The sequence below is a fragment of the Streptomyces sp. NPDC088254 genome (assembly GCF_044740925.1).
GTDB lineage: Bacteria > Actinomycetota > Actinomycetes > Streptomycetales > Streptomycetaceae > Streptomyces.
This window is the reverse complement of sequence record NZ_JBIURQ010000002.1, coordinates 502,822-518,565: the sequence shown is the minus strand read 5'-3', so window position 1 is coordinate 518,565 and position 15,744 is coordinate 502,822. Positions and strand designations below refer to the sequence as shown.

12 protein-coding genes are annotated in these 15,744 nt (G+C 69.4%); 7 read left to right on the top strand and 5 right to left on the bottom strand.

Translation table 11 applies throughout. From position 1 onward, the window contains the following. Positions 1-28: 28 nt before the first annotated feature. A complete protein-coding gene (locus ACIOC0_RS09180; RefSeq protein WP_402153975.1) occupies positions 29-1,495 on the bottom strand; it encodes a CCA tRNA nucleotidyltransferase in 1,467 nt (488 codons plus the stop codon). Positions 1,496-1,756: 261 nt separating this feature from the next. On the opposite strand from ACIOC0_RS09180, the gene ACIOC0_RS09175 reads away from it, so the two are divergent. The 7 genes from ACIOC0_RS09175 to trxA all read left to right on the top strand — a co-directional run bounded on the left by ACIOC0_RS09175 (position 1,757) and on the right by trxA (position 11,474). Next, positions 1,757-4,144, top strand: coding sequence for a DUF6049 family protein (locus ACIOC0_RS09175; protein WP_402153973.1), 2,388 nt, complete (start codon positions 1,757-1,759; stop codon positions 4,142-4,144). A 44-nt stretch (positions 4,145-4,188) separates the two neighbouring features. Next, entirely contained in the window at positions 4,189-6,474 is a 2,286-nt protein-coding gene (gene murJ, locus ACIOC0_RS09170; RefSeq protein WP_402153971.1) for a murein biosynthesis integral membrane protein MurJ, read from the top strand. Positions 6,475-6,612: 138 nt separating this feature from the next. Further along, complete coding sequence (locus tag ACIOC0_RS09165; protein ID WP_402153969.1) at positions 6,613-8,331, top strand: protein kinase family protein; 1,719 nt, start codon at positions 6,613-6,615, stop codon at positions 8,329-8,331. Between the two features lie 25 nt (positions 8,332-8,356). Next, the gene (sigM, locus tag ACIOC0_RS09160; protein ID WP_402153968.1) at positions 8,357-9,082 is read left to right on the top strand and encodes an RNA polymerase sigma factor SigM; all 726 of its coding nucleotides are present in this window, start codon (positions 8,357-8,359) and stop codon (positions 9,080-9,082) included. Then, positions 9,079-9,960, top strand: coding sequence for an anti-sigma factor family protein (locus ACIOC0_RS09155; RefSeq protein WP_402153967.1), 882 nt, complete (start codon positions 9,079-9,081; stop codon positions 9,958-9,960). Before sigM ends, ACIOC0_RS09155 begins: the two co-directional genes overlap by 4 nt. Positions 9,961-10,128: 168 nt before the next feature. Next, entirely contained in the window at positions 10,129-11,100 is a 972-nt protein-coding gene (trxB, locus tag ACIOC0_RS09150; protein ID WP_402153965.1) for a thioredoxin-disulfide reductase, read from the top strand. 44 nt (positions 11,101-11,144) lie between these two features. Beyond that, entirely contained in the window at positions 11,145-11,474 is a 330-nt protein-coding gene (gene trxA / locus ACIOC0_RS09145; RefSeq protein ID WP_351094193.1) for a thioredoxin, read from the top strand. Between the two features lie 118 nt (positions 11,475-11,592). Here trxA and ACIOC0_RS09140 read toward each other — a convergent pair whose 3' ends face one another. The 4 genes from ACIOC0_RS09140 to rsmG form a co-directional block, all read right to left on the bottom strand. Continuing rightward, a complete protein-coding gene (locus ACIOC0_RS09140; RefSeq protein ID WP_130439152.1) occupies positions 11,593-12,210 on the bottom strand; it encodes a GNAT family N-acetyltransferase in 618 nt (205 codons plus the stop codon). A gap of 319 nt (positions 12,211-12,529) precedes the next feature. Next, positions 12,530-13,627: a ParB/RepB/Spo0J family partition protein gene (locus ACIOC0_RS09135; RefSeq protein WP_402153963.1), complete on the bottom strand. Its 1,098-nt coding sequence runs from the start codon at positions 13,625-13,627 to the stop codon at positions 12,530-12,532. After that, the gene (locus ACIOC0_RS09130; protein ID WP_402153961.1) at positions 13,624-14,697 is read right to left on the bottom strand and encodes a ParA family protein; all 1,074 of its coding nucleotides are present in this window, start codon (positions 14,695-14,697) and stop codon (positions 13,624-13,626) included. Before ACIOC0_RS09130 ends, ACIOC0_RS09135 begins: the two co-directional genes overlap by 4 nt. 265 nt (positions 14,698-14,962) lie before the next feature. After that, positions 14,963-15,679 (bottom strand): 16S rRNA (guanine(527)-N(7))-methyltransferase RsmG, encoded by a 717-nt coding sequence (gene rsmG / locus ACIOC0_RS09125; RefSeq protein WP_402153959.1) that lies wholly within the window; start codon positions 15,677-15,679, stop codon positions 14,963-14,965. Between the last annotated feature and the right edge of the window lie 65 nt (positions 15,680-15,744).

Genomic DNA, 15,744 nt, shown 5'->3' with positions numbered 1-15,744 from the left:
TCACGTGAAACACACCCCCGCTCCCTGCTCAGCTCTGCTCGGCCCACCACTCCTTGAGCGCAGCCACTGCGGCGTCCCGCTCCATGGGCCCGTTCTCCAGCCGCAGCTCCAGCAGGTGCTTGTACGCGTTGCCGATGACCGGGCCGGGCCCGACGCCGAGGATCTCCATGATCTGGTTGCCGTCCAGGTCCGGACGGATCGCGTCCAGCTCCTCCTGCTCCTGCAGCTGGGCGATTCGCTCCTCCAGCCCGTCGTACGCACGCGAGAGCGCCGTCGCCTTGCGCTTGTTGCGGGTGGTGCAGTCCGAGCGCGTCAGCTTGTGGAGACGGTCGAGCAGCGGCCCCGCGTCCCGCACATAGCGCCGCACCGCGGAGTCCGTCCACTCCCCGGTGCCGTACCCGTGGAAGCGCAGGTGGAGTTCGACCAGACGTGAGACGTCCCTCACCAGCTCGTTGGAGTACTTCAACGCGGTCATGCGCTTCTTCGTCATCTTCGCCCCGACCACCTCGTGATGGTGGAAGGAGACCCGGCCGTCCTTCTCGAAACGACGGGTGCGCGGCTTGCCGATGTCGTGCAGAAGCGCCGCCAGCCGGAGGGTGAGGTCGGGACCGTTCTCCTCCAGCGCCATCGCCTGTTCAAGGACGATCAGGGTGTGCTCGTAGACGTCCTTGTGCCGGTGGTGCTCGTCACTCTCCAGCCGCAGCGCGGGCAGCTCGGGCAGGACGTGCTCGGCGAGTCCGGTCTCCGCCAGCAAGGTCAGACCCTTGCGCGGATGCGCGGACAGGATGAGCTTGTTCAACTCGTCCCGGACCCGCTCCGCGGAGACGATCTCCATACGGCCCGACATCTCCTTCATCGCCGCGACGACCTCGGGGGCGACCTCGAAGTCGAGCTGGGCGGCGAAGCGGGCGGCGCGCATCATGCGCAGGGGGTCGTCCGAGAAGGAAGCCTCGGGAGTGCCCGGGGTCCGCAGCACGCCCGCCGCGAGATCGCCGATGCCGCCGTGGGGGTCGATGAACTCCTTCTCGGGGAGCGCGACCGCCATCGCATTCACGGTGAAGTCACGGCGGACCAGGTCCTCCTCGATGGAGTCCCCGTAGGACACCTCCGGCTTGCGGGAGGTGCGGTCGTAGGCCTCCGACCGGTAGGTGGTCACCTCGATCTGGAAGTTTCGCTCGACCTCCCCGACGCGGGCGTTCTTCTGCGCCCCGACGGTGCCGAAGGCGATCCCGACCTCCCAGACGGCGTCCGCCCAGGGTCGGACGATCTTGAGAACGTCCTCGGGGTGGGCGTCCGTCGTGAAGTCGAGGTCGTTGCCGAGCCGGCCGAGCAACGCGTCCCGCACCGAGCCGCCGACCAGGGCGAGGGAGAACCCGGCCTCCCGGAAGCGGCGGGCGAGATCGTCGGCCACAGGGGCGACCCGCAGCAGCTCGTCGACCGCGCGGTGCTGCACCTGGCTCAGGGCACTGAGGTTGTCTTCGTTGGCGTTCGGCACAACAGAAGAGGGTACGTGGCCGGGCGAGCCCGAAGCGCCCGCATTACGGCGAGGGACAACTCGCTCGGGCCGGCGCAAAGTCGGCTTCCCCGGCGTACACTCCCACCTCTCTCCCTTTGTACGCACAGTGGACGCCCGCCCGTTCTTCCCGATCTTGTGAAGCGGTCCGCGGCACTTCCCCTCAGCGCGCATCGTTACCATGCGTGGACGCACTTTCCGACGACCACTGACGACCACTGACGACGAGGGACGGACGAGCACGTGGCCGAGGCGGCAGACATCCCGGGGACGACTCCCTCACCTGCCCGCCGGTGGCTGCGCCGCACCGGAGCATTGCTCGCGGCGGCGCCTCTGCTGGCCGGTCTTCTCCAGCTGCCCGCTCCCGCCGCACACGCGGCCGCACAGGACTCCGTGAAGGACGCCTCCGGCGCCGGATCGGTCGCCGTCGCCGTGGACTCGCTCACACCTGGCGCACCCACCGCCGACGACACGGTGACCGTGTCCGGCACCGTGACCAACAACGGCAAGCAGGCGGTCACCGAAGCCCAGGTCGATCTGCGGGTCGGGGCTCCACTGGCGACCCGCTCGGCCGTCGACAGCACCGCCGGCCGGGCCGAGGACCTCGCCGGCGCGGACGCCGGAGCCGCGGTGGGCGGTAAGTACGTCGCCGAGTTCGACCGGCTGACCCCCGGCGTCGCCGAGCCGTTCAGCATCTCGGTGCCGGTCGCCGCGCTCAAGCTCAAGGCCGACGGGGTCTACCCGCTGAGCGTCTCCCTCTCGGGCGAGACCGCCGCGCGGCCGTGGGGGCAGGTCCTGGGCGTCCAGCGGACGTTCCTGCCCTGGCACCCCGAAGACACCGCCACCGCGACCCGCACGACCGTGCTGTGGCCGTTGATCTCCTCCGTCCACATGACCGCTCAGACCGGTTCCGACGAGCAGCAGACTCCGGTCTTCCTCGACGACGACCTCGCCAAGGAGATCTCTCCCGGCGGCCGGCTCGACCAGCTCGTGAGCCTGGGCAAGTCCCTCGACGTCACCTGGGTGATCGACCCCGACCTGCTGGCGTCCGTCGACGCCATGGCCGACCGCTACAACGTGCAGAACGGCCTCGACGCCCCCACAGCCGGCACCCACCAGGCGATCGCCAAGCGGTGGCTCGCCGAGTTGCAGGACGCGGTGCAGGGCAAGGAGGTCGTCGCCCTTCCCTTCGGCGACCCCGACCTGGCCTCCCTCGCGCATGACGGCACCGGCGTCAGCGGTTCGCTGAACCAGCTCAAGGCGGCCACCGACGTCGCGGCCACCACGGTGGAGACCGTGCTCCACGTGACTCCGAGCACGGACTTCGCCTGGCCCGCGGAGGGAGCCGTCGACCCGTCGATCGTGAAGGTCGCCACCTCCGCCGGCGCCGACAAGGTGATCGCCCGCAGCGACAGCCTGCGGGAGACCAACGGCCTGACGTACACCCCTTCCGCCGCCCGGCCGATCGGAGGCGGCACCACGGCGGTCGTCGCGGACGCAGCGCTGTCGACGGCGTTCCAGGGCGATCTGACGCGGGCCTCCACGTCCACGCTCGCCGTGCAGAGATTCCTCGCGCAGAGCCTCGCGCTGAGCCTGCAGACGGGAAAGCAGCGCAGCATCGTCGTCGCCCCGCCCCGTATGCCCAGCGCGAGCCAGGCGCAGGCGATGGCGGAAGCGGTGACCGCGCTGCAGAGCGGCACCTGGTCCCAGCCCCAGCAACTGACGGCGGCGGCCTCGGCCAAGCCTGATCCGGCCGCCACCACCAGGGTTCCGGCGCAGTCCAAATACCCCACCGCCCTGCGCAAGCAGGAACTGCCCCGCTCCGCCTTCGAGCGGATGGCGGCCACCCAGGCCAAGCTCGACAACTTCGAGCTGATCCTCACCGACGAGTCGCGGGTGGTGACGCCCTTCGGGCGCGCGATCAACCGCGAGATGGCCACGTCATGGCGGGGACGGCCCACGGCGGCCCGCTCCTTCCGCAAGGACGTGCAGACCTACCTGACAACGCTCACCAGCCAGGTCAAGCTGATCCAGAAGTCGGAGACCAAGCTCTCCGGGCGCAGCGCCACCATCCCCGTGACGGTGCAGAACAACCTGGTGCAGGGCGTCGACCACCTGGTGCTGCGGCTCACGTCCACCAACGCGACGCGACTGGAGATCGTCGGCGACGACTATTCCGAGCAGCGCATCGAGGTCTCCGGCGGGCACAGCACGACGGTGAAGTTCACCACGTCCGCCAACGTGAACGGCAAGACGTCCGTGGTCGCCCAGCTCTACACCGAGGACGGTCGGCAGTACGGCGCCCCTGTCAGGTTCGACGTGCGGGTCACCGAGATCACGCCGACCGTCATGCTGGTCATCGGTGGCGGTGTGCTGCTGCTCGTGCTGGCCGGCTTCCGCATGTACACCCAGCGCAAGCGCGCCGCGGCCCGGGAGGCCGAGGAAGACGCACGCGACGGGGAAGAAGCCCCCGAGGAGCCCGGCAGCCCGGCCGTTGCGGGAGACCGTGAGGCCGATGAGACGGGTGTACGGTCCGGGGCGGACGACCCGGTGCAGCCGAGTGACGGGACGCTGGACACCGCAGCGGAAAGCACCGACCCGTCCGGGACGGGTGAGAGAGTGGACCGTTGAGGATGTCGTGGCCGGTCGGCCCGGGACGATGAGGTGGGGTAACCATGAACGCGCCGTACGACGGTGACCGCGGCCAGGCCGCGGGCAGCTCGGGTCACCCCGAGGGCCCGCCGCCCGAGCACGGCCAGGTGCCGCCGCAGCACCCCGCGGACATGTACCTTCAGGACGCCTTCGACCAGGACCCGTACCGCTCCCAGGACCTCAGCGCGCAGGATCCGGTGGCTGAGGCGCTCTACGACCGCGCCGCCCACCCCCCGCCGCCGCCCGGCGCCCACGAGCCGCAGCAGCCGTTGTACGGGCAGCCACAGCAGTCCCCGTACGCACCCGACCCGCGCGTATGGGCCCAGACGCCGGCTCCCGAACCCGCGAGTGCCACCCAGTACCTGCCGTACGGCGACAACCCCCGCACCACGCAGTTCGTGGGAGTGGACGACCTGGTCACCCACTCCGGCGAGGAACGGCACGAACCCGACGCGTTCGCACATCTCTTCCGGGACCAGCAGCAGAGCGGCTCCCGCCCGTTCACGGACTCTCCGGCCGTGCCCGGGCCGGCCACGGCGCCGGGCGGCTCCGGACCGGCGACTCCCCCCGCGCCGGCAGCGGCGGAACCGTCGCTCGCGGTCGAGGAGACCATGAACCTCACCGCCACCCCCGCCGCGGCCCCGTCGCCCGCCCCGGCCGCCCCGGCCGGAAAGAAGGGCGGCCGCGCCGCGGGACTGCTGAAGTCCAGCGCGGTGATGGCGGCGGGCACGATGGTCTCGCGCCTCACCGGATTCATCCGGTCGGCCCTGATCGTCTCATCGCTCGGCGTCGGCCTCCTCGGCGACACGTTCCAGGTGGCCTACCAGCTGCCGACCATGATTTACATCCTGACCGTCGGCGGCGGCCTCAACTCCGTCTTCGTGCCGCAGCTGGTACGCGCCATGAAGGAGGACGATGACGGCGGTGAGGCATTCGCCAACCGTCTGCTGACCCTGGTCATGGTGGCGTTGGGCGGGCTCACGGTCGCCGCCGTCGCCGCCGCCCCCTTGCTCATCCGCGCTCTGTCCGACCCGGTCGCCAGCGACCCGGCGGCCAACGAGGTCGGCGTCACCTTCGTCCGTTACTTCCTGCCCTCCATCTTCTTCATGGGCATCCACGTGGTGATGGGGCAGATCCTCAACGCCCGCGGCAAGTTCGGCGCGATGATGTGGACGCCGGTCCTGAACAACATCGTCATCATCGTGACGTTGGGGATGTTCATCTGGGTCTACGGCACCGCGGCCGACTCCGGCATGAAGGTCACGTCGATCCCGCCCGAGGGCCAGCGGCTTCTCGGTGTCGGCGTCCTGCTGGGCCTGGTCGTCCAAGCGCTGGCCATGATCCCCTACCTGCGCGAAACCGGATTCCGGCTGCGCCTGCGCTTCGACTGGCGGGGCCACGGCCTCGGCAAGGCCGTGACGCTCGCGAAGTGGACCTTCCTGTTCGTCCTCGCCAACCAGGCCGGAGCGATCGTCGTCTCCCAGTTGTCGACCGCGGCCGGAAAGGCCTCGCCCGTGGACGGCACGGGCTTCGCCGCCTACGCCAATGCCCAGCTGATCTGGGGGCTGCCGCAAGCCATCATCACCGTCTCCCTGATGGCCGCACTGCTGCCGCGCATCTCGCGCTCTGCGGCTGAGGACGACGCTGGCGCCGTCCGGGACGACATCTCGCAGGGCTTGCGCACCACGGCCGTCGCCATCGTGCCGATCGCCTTCGGCTTCCTCGCCCTCGGCATCCCGATGTGCACCCTGATCTTCGGCTCGTCCGGCACCGGCGAGGCCACCAACATGGGCTTCATGCTGATGGCCTTCGGCCTCGGCCTGATCCCGTACTCCGTGCAGTACGTCGTCCTGCGCGCGTTCTATGCGTATGAGGACACCCGCACCCCCTTCTACAACACGGTCATCGTGGCCGCAGTGAACGCGTGCGCCTCGGCCGTCTGCTACTTCGTCCTGCCTGCCCGATGGGCGGTGGCCGGCATGGCCGCCGCCTACGGCCTGGCGTACGCGATCGGTGTCGGCGTCGCGTGGAACCGCCTGCGCAAGCGGCTCGGCGGTGACCTCGACGGATCCCACGTTCTGCGCACCTACGCCCGGCTGTGCATCGCCTCCGTTCCGGCGGCACTGCTCAGCGGAGCGGCTTGCTATGGGATCATCCAGACGCTCGGCAAGGGCGTCCTCGGCTCCCTCGCCTCGCTGCTGGCCGGCGGGGCCGTCCTGCTCGTCGTCTTCTTCGTCGCGGCCCGCCGCATGCGCATCGAGGAGCTCAACTCCCTCGTCGGCATGGTGCGCGGACGCCTTGGGCGCTGAGGCCGGGGGTAGGCGCACAACCATCGTCCGCCGCCGCGTGTCGTGCATAGCGACGGACTGTGGGCACAATTGGGTTCGGCGTCGGACGGCGCGCACGAGGTCGCACGGCGCGCAACGAATGGGGAGGCAGGAACGACGGTGGCGGAACGGACTACGGCTGCCGTCGACGTGGCAGACAACAGCGGTGACGAGCCGCTGACCGCGCAGGCGGACCAGTCCACGGCCGACGGGGTGGCCAAGAACCGGGAGCGGGACACGGACAGGGACGAGGCACAGGGAAGCGACGGGGCGGAGCGTCCCGAGGAGGCCTCACCGCTGGAGCTGCACAGCGGCCACAAACTCGCCAGACGCTACCGTCTCGAGGACTGCGTCACCCGCCTGGACGGGTTCAGCAGCTGGCGCGCGGTCGACGAGAAACTCCGGCGTGCCGTCGGCGTGCACGTCCTGCCCGCGAACCACACCAGGGCCCGTTCCGTGCTGGCGGCGGCTCGCTCCTCCGCGCTGCTCGGCGATCCCCGCTTCGTCCAGGTGCTGGACGCCGTAGAGGAGGACGCCCTCGTCTACGTCGTCCACGAATGGCTCCCCGACGCCATCGAGCTGACCACGCTCCTCGCCTCCGGGCCGCTGGAGCCGCACGACGCCTACCAGATGGTCAGCCAGATCTCCTCCGCCATGGCCGCCGCACACCGCGAGGGCCTGGCCCATCTGCGGCTGAACCCCAACGCCGTGCTGCGCACGTCCACGGGCCAGTGGCGTATCCGGGGTCTCGCCGTGAACGCGGCATTGCGGGGCGTCTCCTCCGACAGTCCTCAGCGCACCGACACCGAGGCGATCGGTGCTCTGCTGTACGCGGCGCTCACCCAGCGCTGGCCGTACGAGGACGACGCCTTCGGCCTGTCCGGGCTGCCCAAGGACGTCGGGCTCATCGCCCCCGACCAGGTGCGGGCCGGCGTCCACCGGGGTCTGTCGGAGCTCGCGATGCGTGCCTTCGCCAACGACGGCGCGACTGCGTCCCGGCACGAGGCCGCGTGCACCACGCCGGAGGAGCTGGTGAAGGCGATCGGCGAGATGCCCCGCATCCGCCCGCCGGAGCCCTCGTTCACCGCGCCGCCGGACTACCAGCGCACGACGTACCAGCAGGGGACGTACGGCCGTCCCGCGCCGCACCCTGGCGCCACCCGGGCTGTGACCGCACTGCCGCCCCCGCTCCAGAGCCGCACCGGACGGGCCCTGAAGTGGGCGGTCTCCGCTCTGCTCATCGCCGCCCTGGGCCTCGGCAGCTGGCAGCTCGCGGACGCCCTGATGGACCATGACAACAAGTCCGAGGAAACCGACCAGACGCAGACGACGGACGGCGGCGACAAGGGCACTCCCGCGCCCAAGCCCGTCCGGCCGCTCAGCATCAAGGACGCCGCCGAGTACTACCCGGACGGCAAGCCCCAGCACGCCGAGGACGCGAAGCTCACCTACGACGGCGACAGCTCCACCTACTGGCGTACGTACTCCTACACCGGAGGCCCGGTGCTGGCCCCCTTCAAGGAGGGCGTGGGCCTCGTGTACGACCTCGGGTCGAAGCAAAGCGTGTCCGCCGCCGACATAGGGCTCTACTACGGCGGTGACCGGACCTCGGCATCGCTGTACGCGGCCGACTCTCTGTCGTCGTCGGCATCCCTCAGCTCCATGAAGAAGATCGCCGACGCGACGACCTCGGGCGAGGAACTGAAGATCTCCGCCAAAACGCCGGTGCAGACGCGGTACGTTCTGGTCTGGATCACCGCGGTGCCCAAGTCGGGGCCCGACGAATTCAGTCAGGCCGGCTACAAGCAGGCCATCACGGATGTGAAGTTCACAGGCTGAGATCTCATGGAGGGGAGGTGGTCCTATGGGGGAAGCCGCCGGGTTCGACGGCGTCAGCGATCAGGACCTCCTCGCCCGCCATGTGAAGGGCGACCCCGACGCCTTCGCTGACATCGTTCGACGGCACCGGGACCGGCTGTGGGCAGTGGCCCTGCGGACCCTCGGCGACCGGGAAGAGGCCGCTGACGCGGTCCAGGACGCCCTTGTCTCCGCCTACCGGGCCGCTCACACGTTCCGCGGTCAGTCGGCCGTCACGACCTGGCTGCACCGCATCACCGTGAACGCCTGTCTGGACCGGGCCCGCAAGGCGGCCTCCCGCAAGACCTCTCCGGTCGACGACACCGAGCGCCTGGAACAGTTGCTGGAGCCCCATGAGTCGGCCTCCGCCCCCGCCGAGCGCAACGATCTGCACCGCCAGCTCCTCGAAGCCCTCGGCACCCTTCCGCCCGACCAGCGCGCCGCCCTCGTCCTGGTGGACATGCAGGGCTACCCCGTCGCCGAAGCCGCCCGCGTGCTCGACGTGCCGACCGGCACGGTGAAGAGCCGGTGCGCCCGCGGCAGAGCCAGGCTGTTGCCGCTCCTCACTCACCTGCGGCCCGAGGGGTCCGGCCGCTACAGAGAAACGGAGGCGGGACGGAACCGGGCGCAGGGGGCATCCGTCCCACCGGCAGCGGACACTCGCGGTGAGGGTCCGGACAGCGCCGGGAACGGCGATTCAGCTGCTGTGAAGGGCGGAGGTGGGCGAACGTGACATCGACGGACACGGCCGGGCACCCGGATGTCGCGGAGATCTCCGACCTCGCCGAGGGGCTGCTGTCCCCCTCCCGCAGCGCCGACCTCCGCCGTCATCTGGACGCGTGCGAACTCTGCGCGGAGGTCGAGGCGTCGCTCGACGAGATCCGCGGTCTGCTGGGAACGCTGCCCGCACCTCCGCCCATGCCGGACGATGTGGCCCACCGCATCGAGGCCGCGCTCGCCGCGGAAGCGCCGCTGAACACCGGACGCCAGTCGGAGCCGGACACGACTACTCTCCACGAAGGCGTCACGCGAGTTTCACGTGAAACATCGCCCTCCCGGCCCGCCGGGCGCGCCCGCTCCACCGGCACCGGCACCGGCCCGGGCCGTAAAGAACGCAAACGGACCGGGCGCCGTAAGGCGGTCGTCCTCGGCGCCGCCCTCGCCGCAGCCGTGGGACTCGGCGCGATCCTGGTCCCGGCCCTCACGGGGACCGACGGGCCTGGCAGCGCGCCACAAGAACAGAGGACAACCGCTGCGGACACCTTCTCCGCGAGCAAGCTGGAGCAGCAGGTGACGAATCTCCTCGCCGGCTCCCAGGGATCGCGGACTCCGCACAGCATGGGCGTCCAGGACGAGCCCGGCGTCAACAGTCCTCGGGTTTTCCACCAGCCCACGGTCCCTGAATGCGTACAGCAGGGCATCGGCCGGAGCGACTCCGTCCTCGCCCTTGAGGAAGGCACCTACCAGGGCAAAGAGGCTCTGCTCGTCGTACTGCCGGACGCCTCGGACGGCACGCGGGTCACCGCCTATCTCATGGACGCGACCTGCCGGAAGGATCCGTCGGTCGGTGCGGCCAAGATCCTCTTGAAGGACTCCTATACACGGCCCTGACCGATCAGGCTTCGTCTGCGTCATGCGTGGTATCCCCTACGGTGTCGGCCCCTCCGTGTGCCCGGCCACACCGGGAATGCACGCCCCTTAGGATCCGTTGGGTGGGGTGAGAGTTCAGAGAGGCTCCCACCGGTCGACCGACGCAGTCCAGAGACGAGGAATCAAGCCGTGAGCGACGTCCGTAACGTGATCATCATCGGCTCCGGGCCCGCCGGCTACACGGCGGCCCTGTACACCGCGCGCGCGTCGCTGAAGCCGCTGGTGTTCGAGGGCGCCGTCACCGCGGGCGGCGCGCTGATGAACACCACTGAGGTGGAGAACTTCCCCGGCTTCCAGGACGGCATCATGGGCCCGGAGCTCATGGACAACATGCGTGCCCAGTCCGAGCGGTTCGGTGCCGAGCTGATCCCCGACGACATCGTCTCCGTCGACCTCTCCGGCGAGATCAAGACCGTCACGGACACCTCGGGCACGGTCCACCGGGCCAAGGCCGTCATCGTGGCCACCGGCTCGCAGCACCGCAAGCTGGGCCTGCCCAACGAGGACGCGCTCTCGGGCCGCGGTGTCTCGTGGTGCGCCACCTGTGACGGCTTCTTCTTCAAGGACCAGGACATCGCCGTGATCGGCGGCGGCGACACCGCGATGGAGGAGGCCACCTTCCTCTCCCGCTTCGCCAAGTCCGTGACGATCGTCCACCGCCGGGACACCCTGCGCGCCTCCAAGGCGATGCAGGAGCGCGCCTTCGCCGACCCGAAGATCAAGTTCATCTGGGACAGCGAGGTCGCGGAGATCCAGGGCGACCCGAAGCTGGCCGGCCTGAAGCTGCGCAACCTCAAGACCGGCGAGCTCTCCGACCTGCCGGTCACCGGCCTGTTCATCGCGATCGGCCACGACCCGCGCACCGAGCTCTTCAAGGGCCAGCTCGACCTGGACGAAGAGGGTTACCTGAAGGTCGCCGCGCCCTCCACCCGGACGAACGTGACCGGTGTCTTCGGCGCCGGTGACGTGGTCGACCACACCTACCGCCAGGCGATCACCGCGGCCGGCACCGGCTGTTCCGCCGCTCTGGACGCCGAGCGCTTCCTCGCAGCCCTTGCGGACGAGGAGCAGGCCGAGCCCGAGAAGACCGCCGCCGTCTGACCTCCCCACCGCCCCACCGCACACATCAGTTAAAGGAGCCCTCCGTGGCCGACCTCAAGAACGTGACCGACGACACCTTCGAGCAGGACGTCCTCAAGAGCGACAAGCCTGTCCTGGTGGACTTCTGGGCCGCCTGGTGCGGTCCGTGCCGCCAGATCGCTCCGTCCCTCGAGGCGATCGCCAACGAGTACGGCGACAAGATCCAGGTCGTCAAGCTCAACATCGACGAGAACCCCGGTACGGCTGCCAAGTACGGCGTGATGTCCATCCCGACGCTGAACGTCTACCAGAACGGCGAGGTCGCCAAGACCATCGTCGGTGCCAAGCCGAAGGCCGCGATCGTCCGCGACCTCGAGGACTTCATCGCCGAGTGAACGACAGGCCGTCACACAGACGGCTGATGTTTCACGTGAAACAAGCGAGTGGGCCGACCCTCTGGAGGGTCGGCCCACTCGCTTGTTCCGCCACCATCGGGTTCGACCGCTGAACTGCTCACAGCGGTCTCAGCGCCGGCTCCTTCTGCACCGCCCCCAGCAGCCGGTCGAGAGCCATCTCCACGTCTTCCTTCCAGGAGAGCGTCGTACGCAGTTCCAGTCTCAGCCGAGGGTGGGCAGGATGGGAGCGGACCGTCTTGAACCCGACCGCGAGCAGATGGTCAGCCGGAAGCAGACAGCCGGGCTCCTTCCAGCGGGCGTCCCCGAACGCCTCGATCGCCTTGAATCCCCGCCGCAGGAGATCCTTGGCGACCGTCTGCACCATCACCCGGCCCAGTCCCTGGCCCTGATAACCCGGAACGATGAACGCGGTCATCAGCTGCACGGCGTCGGGTGAGACGGGGCTCGTGGGGAACGCGGTGGAGCGGGGGACGTAAGCGGGCGGTGCGTAGAGCACGAAGCCCACCGGGACCTCGTCGACGTAGACGACCCGGCCGCAAGATCCCCAGTCCAGCAGGACCGCCGAGATCCAGGCCTCCTTCTCCCGGGCGGCTGTGCCCGCTCCTATTGCGGCCTCACCGGTGACAGGGTCGAGTTCCCAGAAGACGCACGAGCGGCAACGCTGGGGGAGGTCCTGAAGATTGTCCAGCGTGAGCGGTACGAGCCGACGCCCCATGAAGGCTGTTCCTCGCTTCCTTCGCTCGCGGCATCGCGAGCGGCTGTGAGTGCACTCCGTTCTCTGAGCAGGCTGCCGAAGAAGCCTCCGACCGCGCCCAGGCCCAGCCCCGCGCCCACCAGTCCGGTCCGGCTCATCGTTCGCATGGCCTCCGCCTCCCCCTCAGAGGTGCTGCCCGGTGAATGCGCCAACCCTCACGCATCGTATCCACGATGCGGTGGCCTCGGTACGGCGCGAAAGCAAAGAGCGGGCCGTGTCCGTCAGGTATCGGACACGGCCCGCTCTTCTCTGGAGCGACGCCGGCTGTGACAGCGAAAGCTCAGCCTTCCGCGCCCTCGGGCTCGCTCTCCAGGATGCTCTTCTGAAGGGCCAGCCTCTCGCCCGGAGCGAGAGTGCTGAGGATCCGCTCAAGGTCCTCCGGCGAGGCGAACTCGACGGTGATCTTGCCCTTCTTCTGCCCCAGCTCCACCTTCACCCTTGTCTCGAAGCGGTCCGAGAGCCGGGTCGCCAACTCGCTGAGCGCCGGGGCGACGCGCCCGCCGGCCCTCGGCCCCTTGGGACGCTGAGCCCTCTGCGGCCGAGCGCCCATCAGGGTCACGATCTCCTCGACGGCCCGCACGGACAGCCCCTCGGCCACGATGCGGTGCGCCAGCCGGTCCTGCTCCTCCGAGTCCTCCACGGAGAGCAGCGCCCTGGCATGGCCCGCCGAGAGCACGCCGGCAGCCACACGCTTCTGAACCGCGGACGACAGCTTCAGCAGGCGCAGCGTGTTGGAGACCTGCGGCCGGGAGCGGCCGATGCGGTCAGCCAGCTGGTCATGCGTGCAGTTGAAATCCTTCAGCAACTGGTCGTAGGCGGCCGCCTCTTCCAACGGGTTGAGCTGAGCCCGGTGGAGGTTCTCCAGGAGGGCGTCCAGAAGGAGCTTCTCGTCGTCCGTGGCGCGCACGATCGCCGGGATGGCTTCCAGCCCCGCCTCACGGCAAGCGCGCCAGCGGCGCTCGCCCATGATGAGTTCGTAGCGGCCCGGTCCAAGCTGCCGTACGACGACGGGCTGGAGGAGTCCGACTTCCTTGATGGAGGTGACCAGCTCCTGGAGCTCGTCACCATCGAAGACCACGCGCGGCTGGCGCGGGTTCGGCGTGATGTCGTCCAGAGGAATCTCAGCGAAGTGGGCGCCCAGGGGAGGCGCGGGGGGCGCCACGGGGCTGCTGGGCAGCGACTCCTCTGTTTCACGTGAAACAGGGAGCGTCGCCACCTTCGCCGCGGCCACTCCACGGTCGGTCGTCAGAACCGGGACAGCCGCAGGGGAGGTGTGGCCCCCACTTCCCAGTGCTCCAGACGCCGTCGACTTCTCTGTAGGAGCCGCAGGGATCAATGCGCCTAGCCCACGCCCCAGCCCCCTCCGCTTTTCACTCACTGGATCCCCTCCACCGTGCTCGGGTTGTTCTGGGCGCCGATATGAGCATGGTTGGCGTCATAGCTGACCTCGATGCCCTTCAGCGCGATCTCTCGGGCCGCCTCAAGATAGGAGAGGGCACCGCTCGATCCAGGATCGTAAGTCAGCACCGTCTGCCCGTAGCTCGGCGCCTCGGAGATGCGGACCGAGCGGGGAATGCTCGTCCTCAGCACCTCGTCGCCGAAGTGGGTGCGCACCTCTTCGGCGACCTGCGACGCGAGACGCGTCCGGCCGTCGTACATGGTGAGCAGGATGGTCGACACATGCAGAGCGGGGTTGAGGTGCCCCCGCACCAGGTCGACGTTGCGAAGCAGCTGTCCCAGTCCCTCCAGTGCGTAGTACTCGCACTGGATCGGGATGAGGACCTCCCGGCCGGCGACGAGCGCGTTGACCGTCAGCAGGCCGAGCGAGGGCGGGCAGTCGATGAGGATGTAGTCCAGAGGCTGCTCGTAGGCCTGGATCGCTCGCTGTAGCCGGCTTTCTCGCGCCACCAGGGACACCAGCTCGATCTCCGCACCGGCGAGATCGATCGTGGCGGGAGCGCAGAAGAGTCCCTCGACGTCGGGGACGGGCTGAACGACCTCCGCCAGCGGGCGGCCCTCGACCAACACGTCGTAGATGGACGGGACCTCGGCGTGGTGGTCGATTCCCAGCGCGGTGGAGGCGTTGCCCTGCGGGTCGAGGTCGACCACCAGGACACGACCGCCGTGCAAGGCCAGGGAGGCGGCAAGGTTGACGGTCGTCGTCGTCTTGCCGACGCCGCCCTTCTGGTTGGCGACCACGATGACGCGGGTCTGCTCGGGACGTGGAAGCCCTTCCCCGGCTCGTCCCAGAGCCTCTACCGCCAGTTGGGCGGCGCGACCGATCGGAGTGTCGTCCATCGGGGGTGGGGTTTCACGTGAAACATCCTCCCCCATCGACTCGGTTCGGGGACCGGGGACCGGATCGGTCATCGGTCCCGCGATGTTGGCGTCGGACCGCAAGGATTCACTCTCCTCGACTTCAGGCTCGCAGTGAACAGAGCCTCCCATGCCTTCGGGGTCGTGAACCAGTGAGGCCTGGGGTTCTGTGGAGAAATCCACCTTTGTGGACAACTCTGTTCCCCTGTCGAGTGAGCCGAGAGGCTTTCGGTCGCGGGGTTCGGCCGCAGCGCGGCCCCGGCTGATGATGCCCTGCAGCAGTGAGCGACGTTTCACGTGAAACACGATGCACAGCGCCCGGCACCGAACTGCCGCGACACTCCGTCACACGGAGGCGCGGCAGCTTGTGTGGAGTACGCCTTGCGTCCTGCCCGAGTCAGCGACGGCGGCGCGTGCGCCCTGTGCGGGCGGCCTTGGCCCGCTTGGCAGCGAACCGCACACCGCCCGGGCTCTCCCCGACCTCGACCCGCACGACCGTGGAGAGCGGATCGACCACACCTTCGCCGACGTGATGGATCGATGTGCCGACCGCGCCCAGTTTGCTCAGCGCGGTGGCCGCGCTCTTCAGCTCCTCCTCTGCCGTATCGCCCTTGAGGGCGAGCATCTCACCGTAGGGGCGTAGCAGGGGAATGCCCCAGGTGGCCAGACGGTCCAGTGGCGCCACCGCACGGGCGGTCACCACATGCACCGGCGGCAGCTTGCCCATGAGCTCCTCGGCGCGGCCGCGCACGACGGTCACATGGTCCAGGCCCAGCAGTTCGACGGCTTCGGTGAGGAAGGTCGTCCGCCTCAGCAGCGGCTCCAGCAGGGTGATCTTCAGGTCCTCGCGGACCAGGGCCAGCGGGATGCCGGGCAGCCCGGCGCCGGAACCGACGTCGCACACGGTCACCCCCTCGGGGACGACCTCCGAGAGCACGGCGCAGTTCAGCAGGTGCCGTTCCCACAGCCGGGGCACCTCGCGTGGGCCGATGAGCCCACGCCGCACGCCTGCCTCAGCCAGCAGCTCGGCGTACCGGACCGCATCCGTGAAGCGATCACCGAATACCGCTCGTGCCTGCTCGGGCGCAGGGGGGAGCTCCGCTGCCTCCGTCACGGGGACCGTCCTTCCGTACCGCACCGGCGCTCAGCGCCGACCACCAGAACTACCAGGGCTGACAA

Bases quoted from the DNA above. Each gene is read 5' to 3' on its own strand.
- murJ (WP_402153971.1), top strand. From the start codon at position 4,189: ATGAACGCGCCGTACGACGGTGACCGCGGCCAGGCCGCGGGCAGCTCG.
- sigM (WP_402153968.1), top strand. From the start codon at position 8,357: ATGGGGGAAGCCGCCGGGTTCGACGGCGTCAGCGATCAGGACCTCCTC.
- ACIOC0_RS09140 (WP_130439152.1), bottom strand. From the start codon at position 12,210: ATGGGGCGTCGGCTCGTACCGCTCACGCTGGACAATCTTCAGGACCTC.
- ACIOC0_RS09130 (WP_402153961.1), bottom strand. From the start codon at position 14,697: ATGGGAGGCTCTGTTCACTGCGAGCCTGAAGTCGAGGAGAGTGAATCC.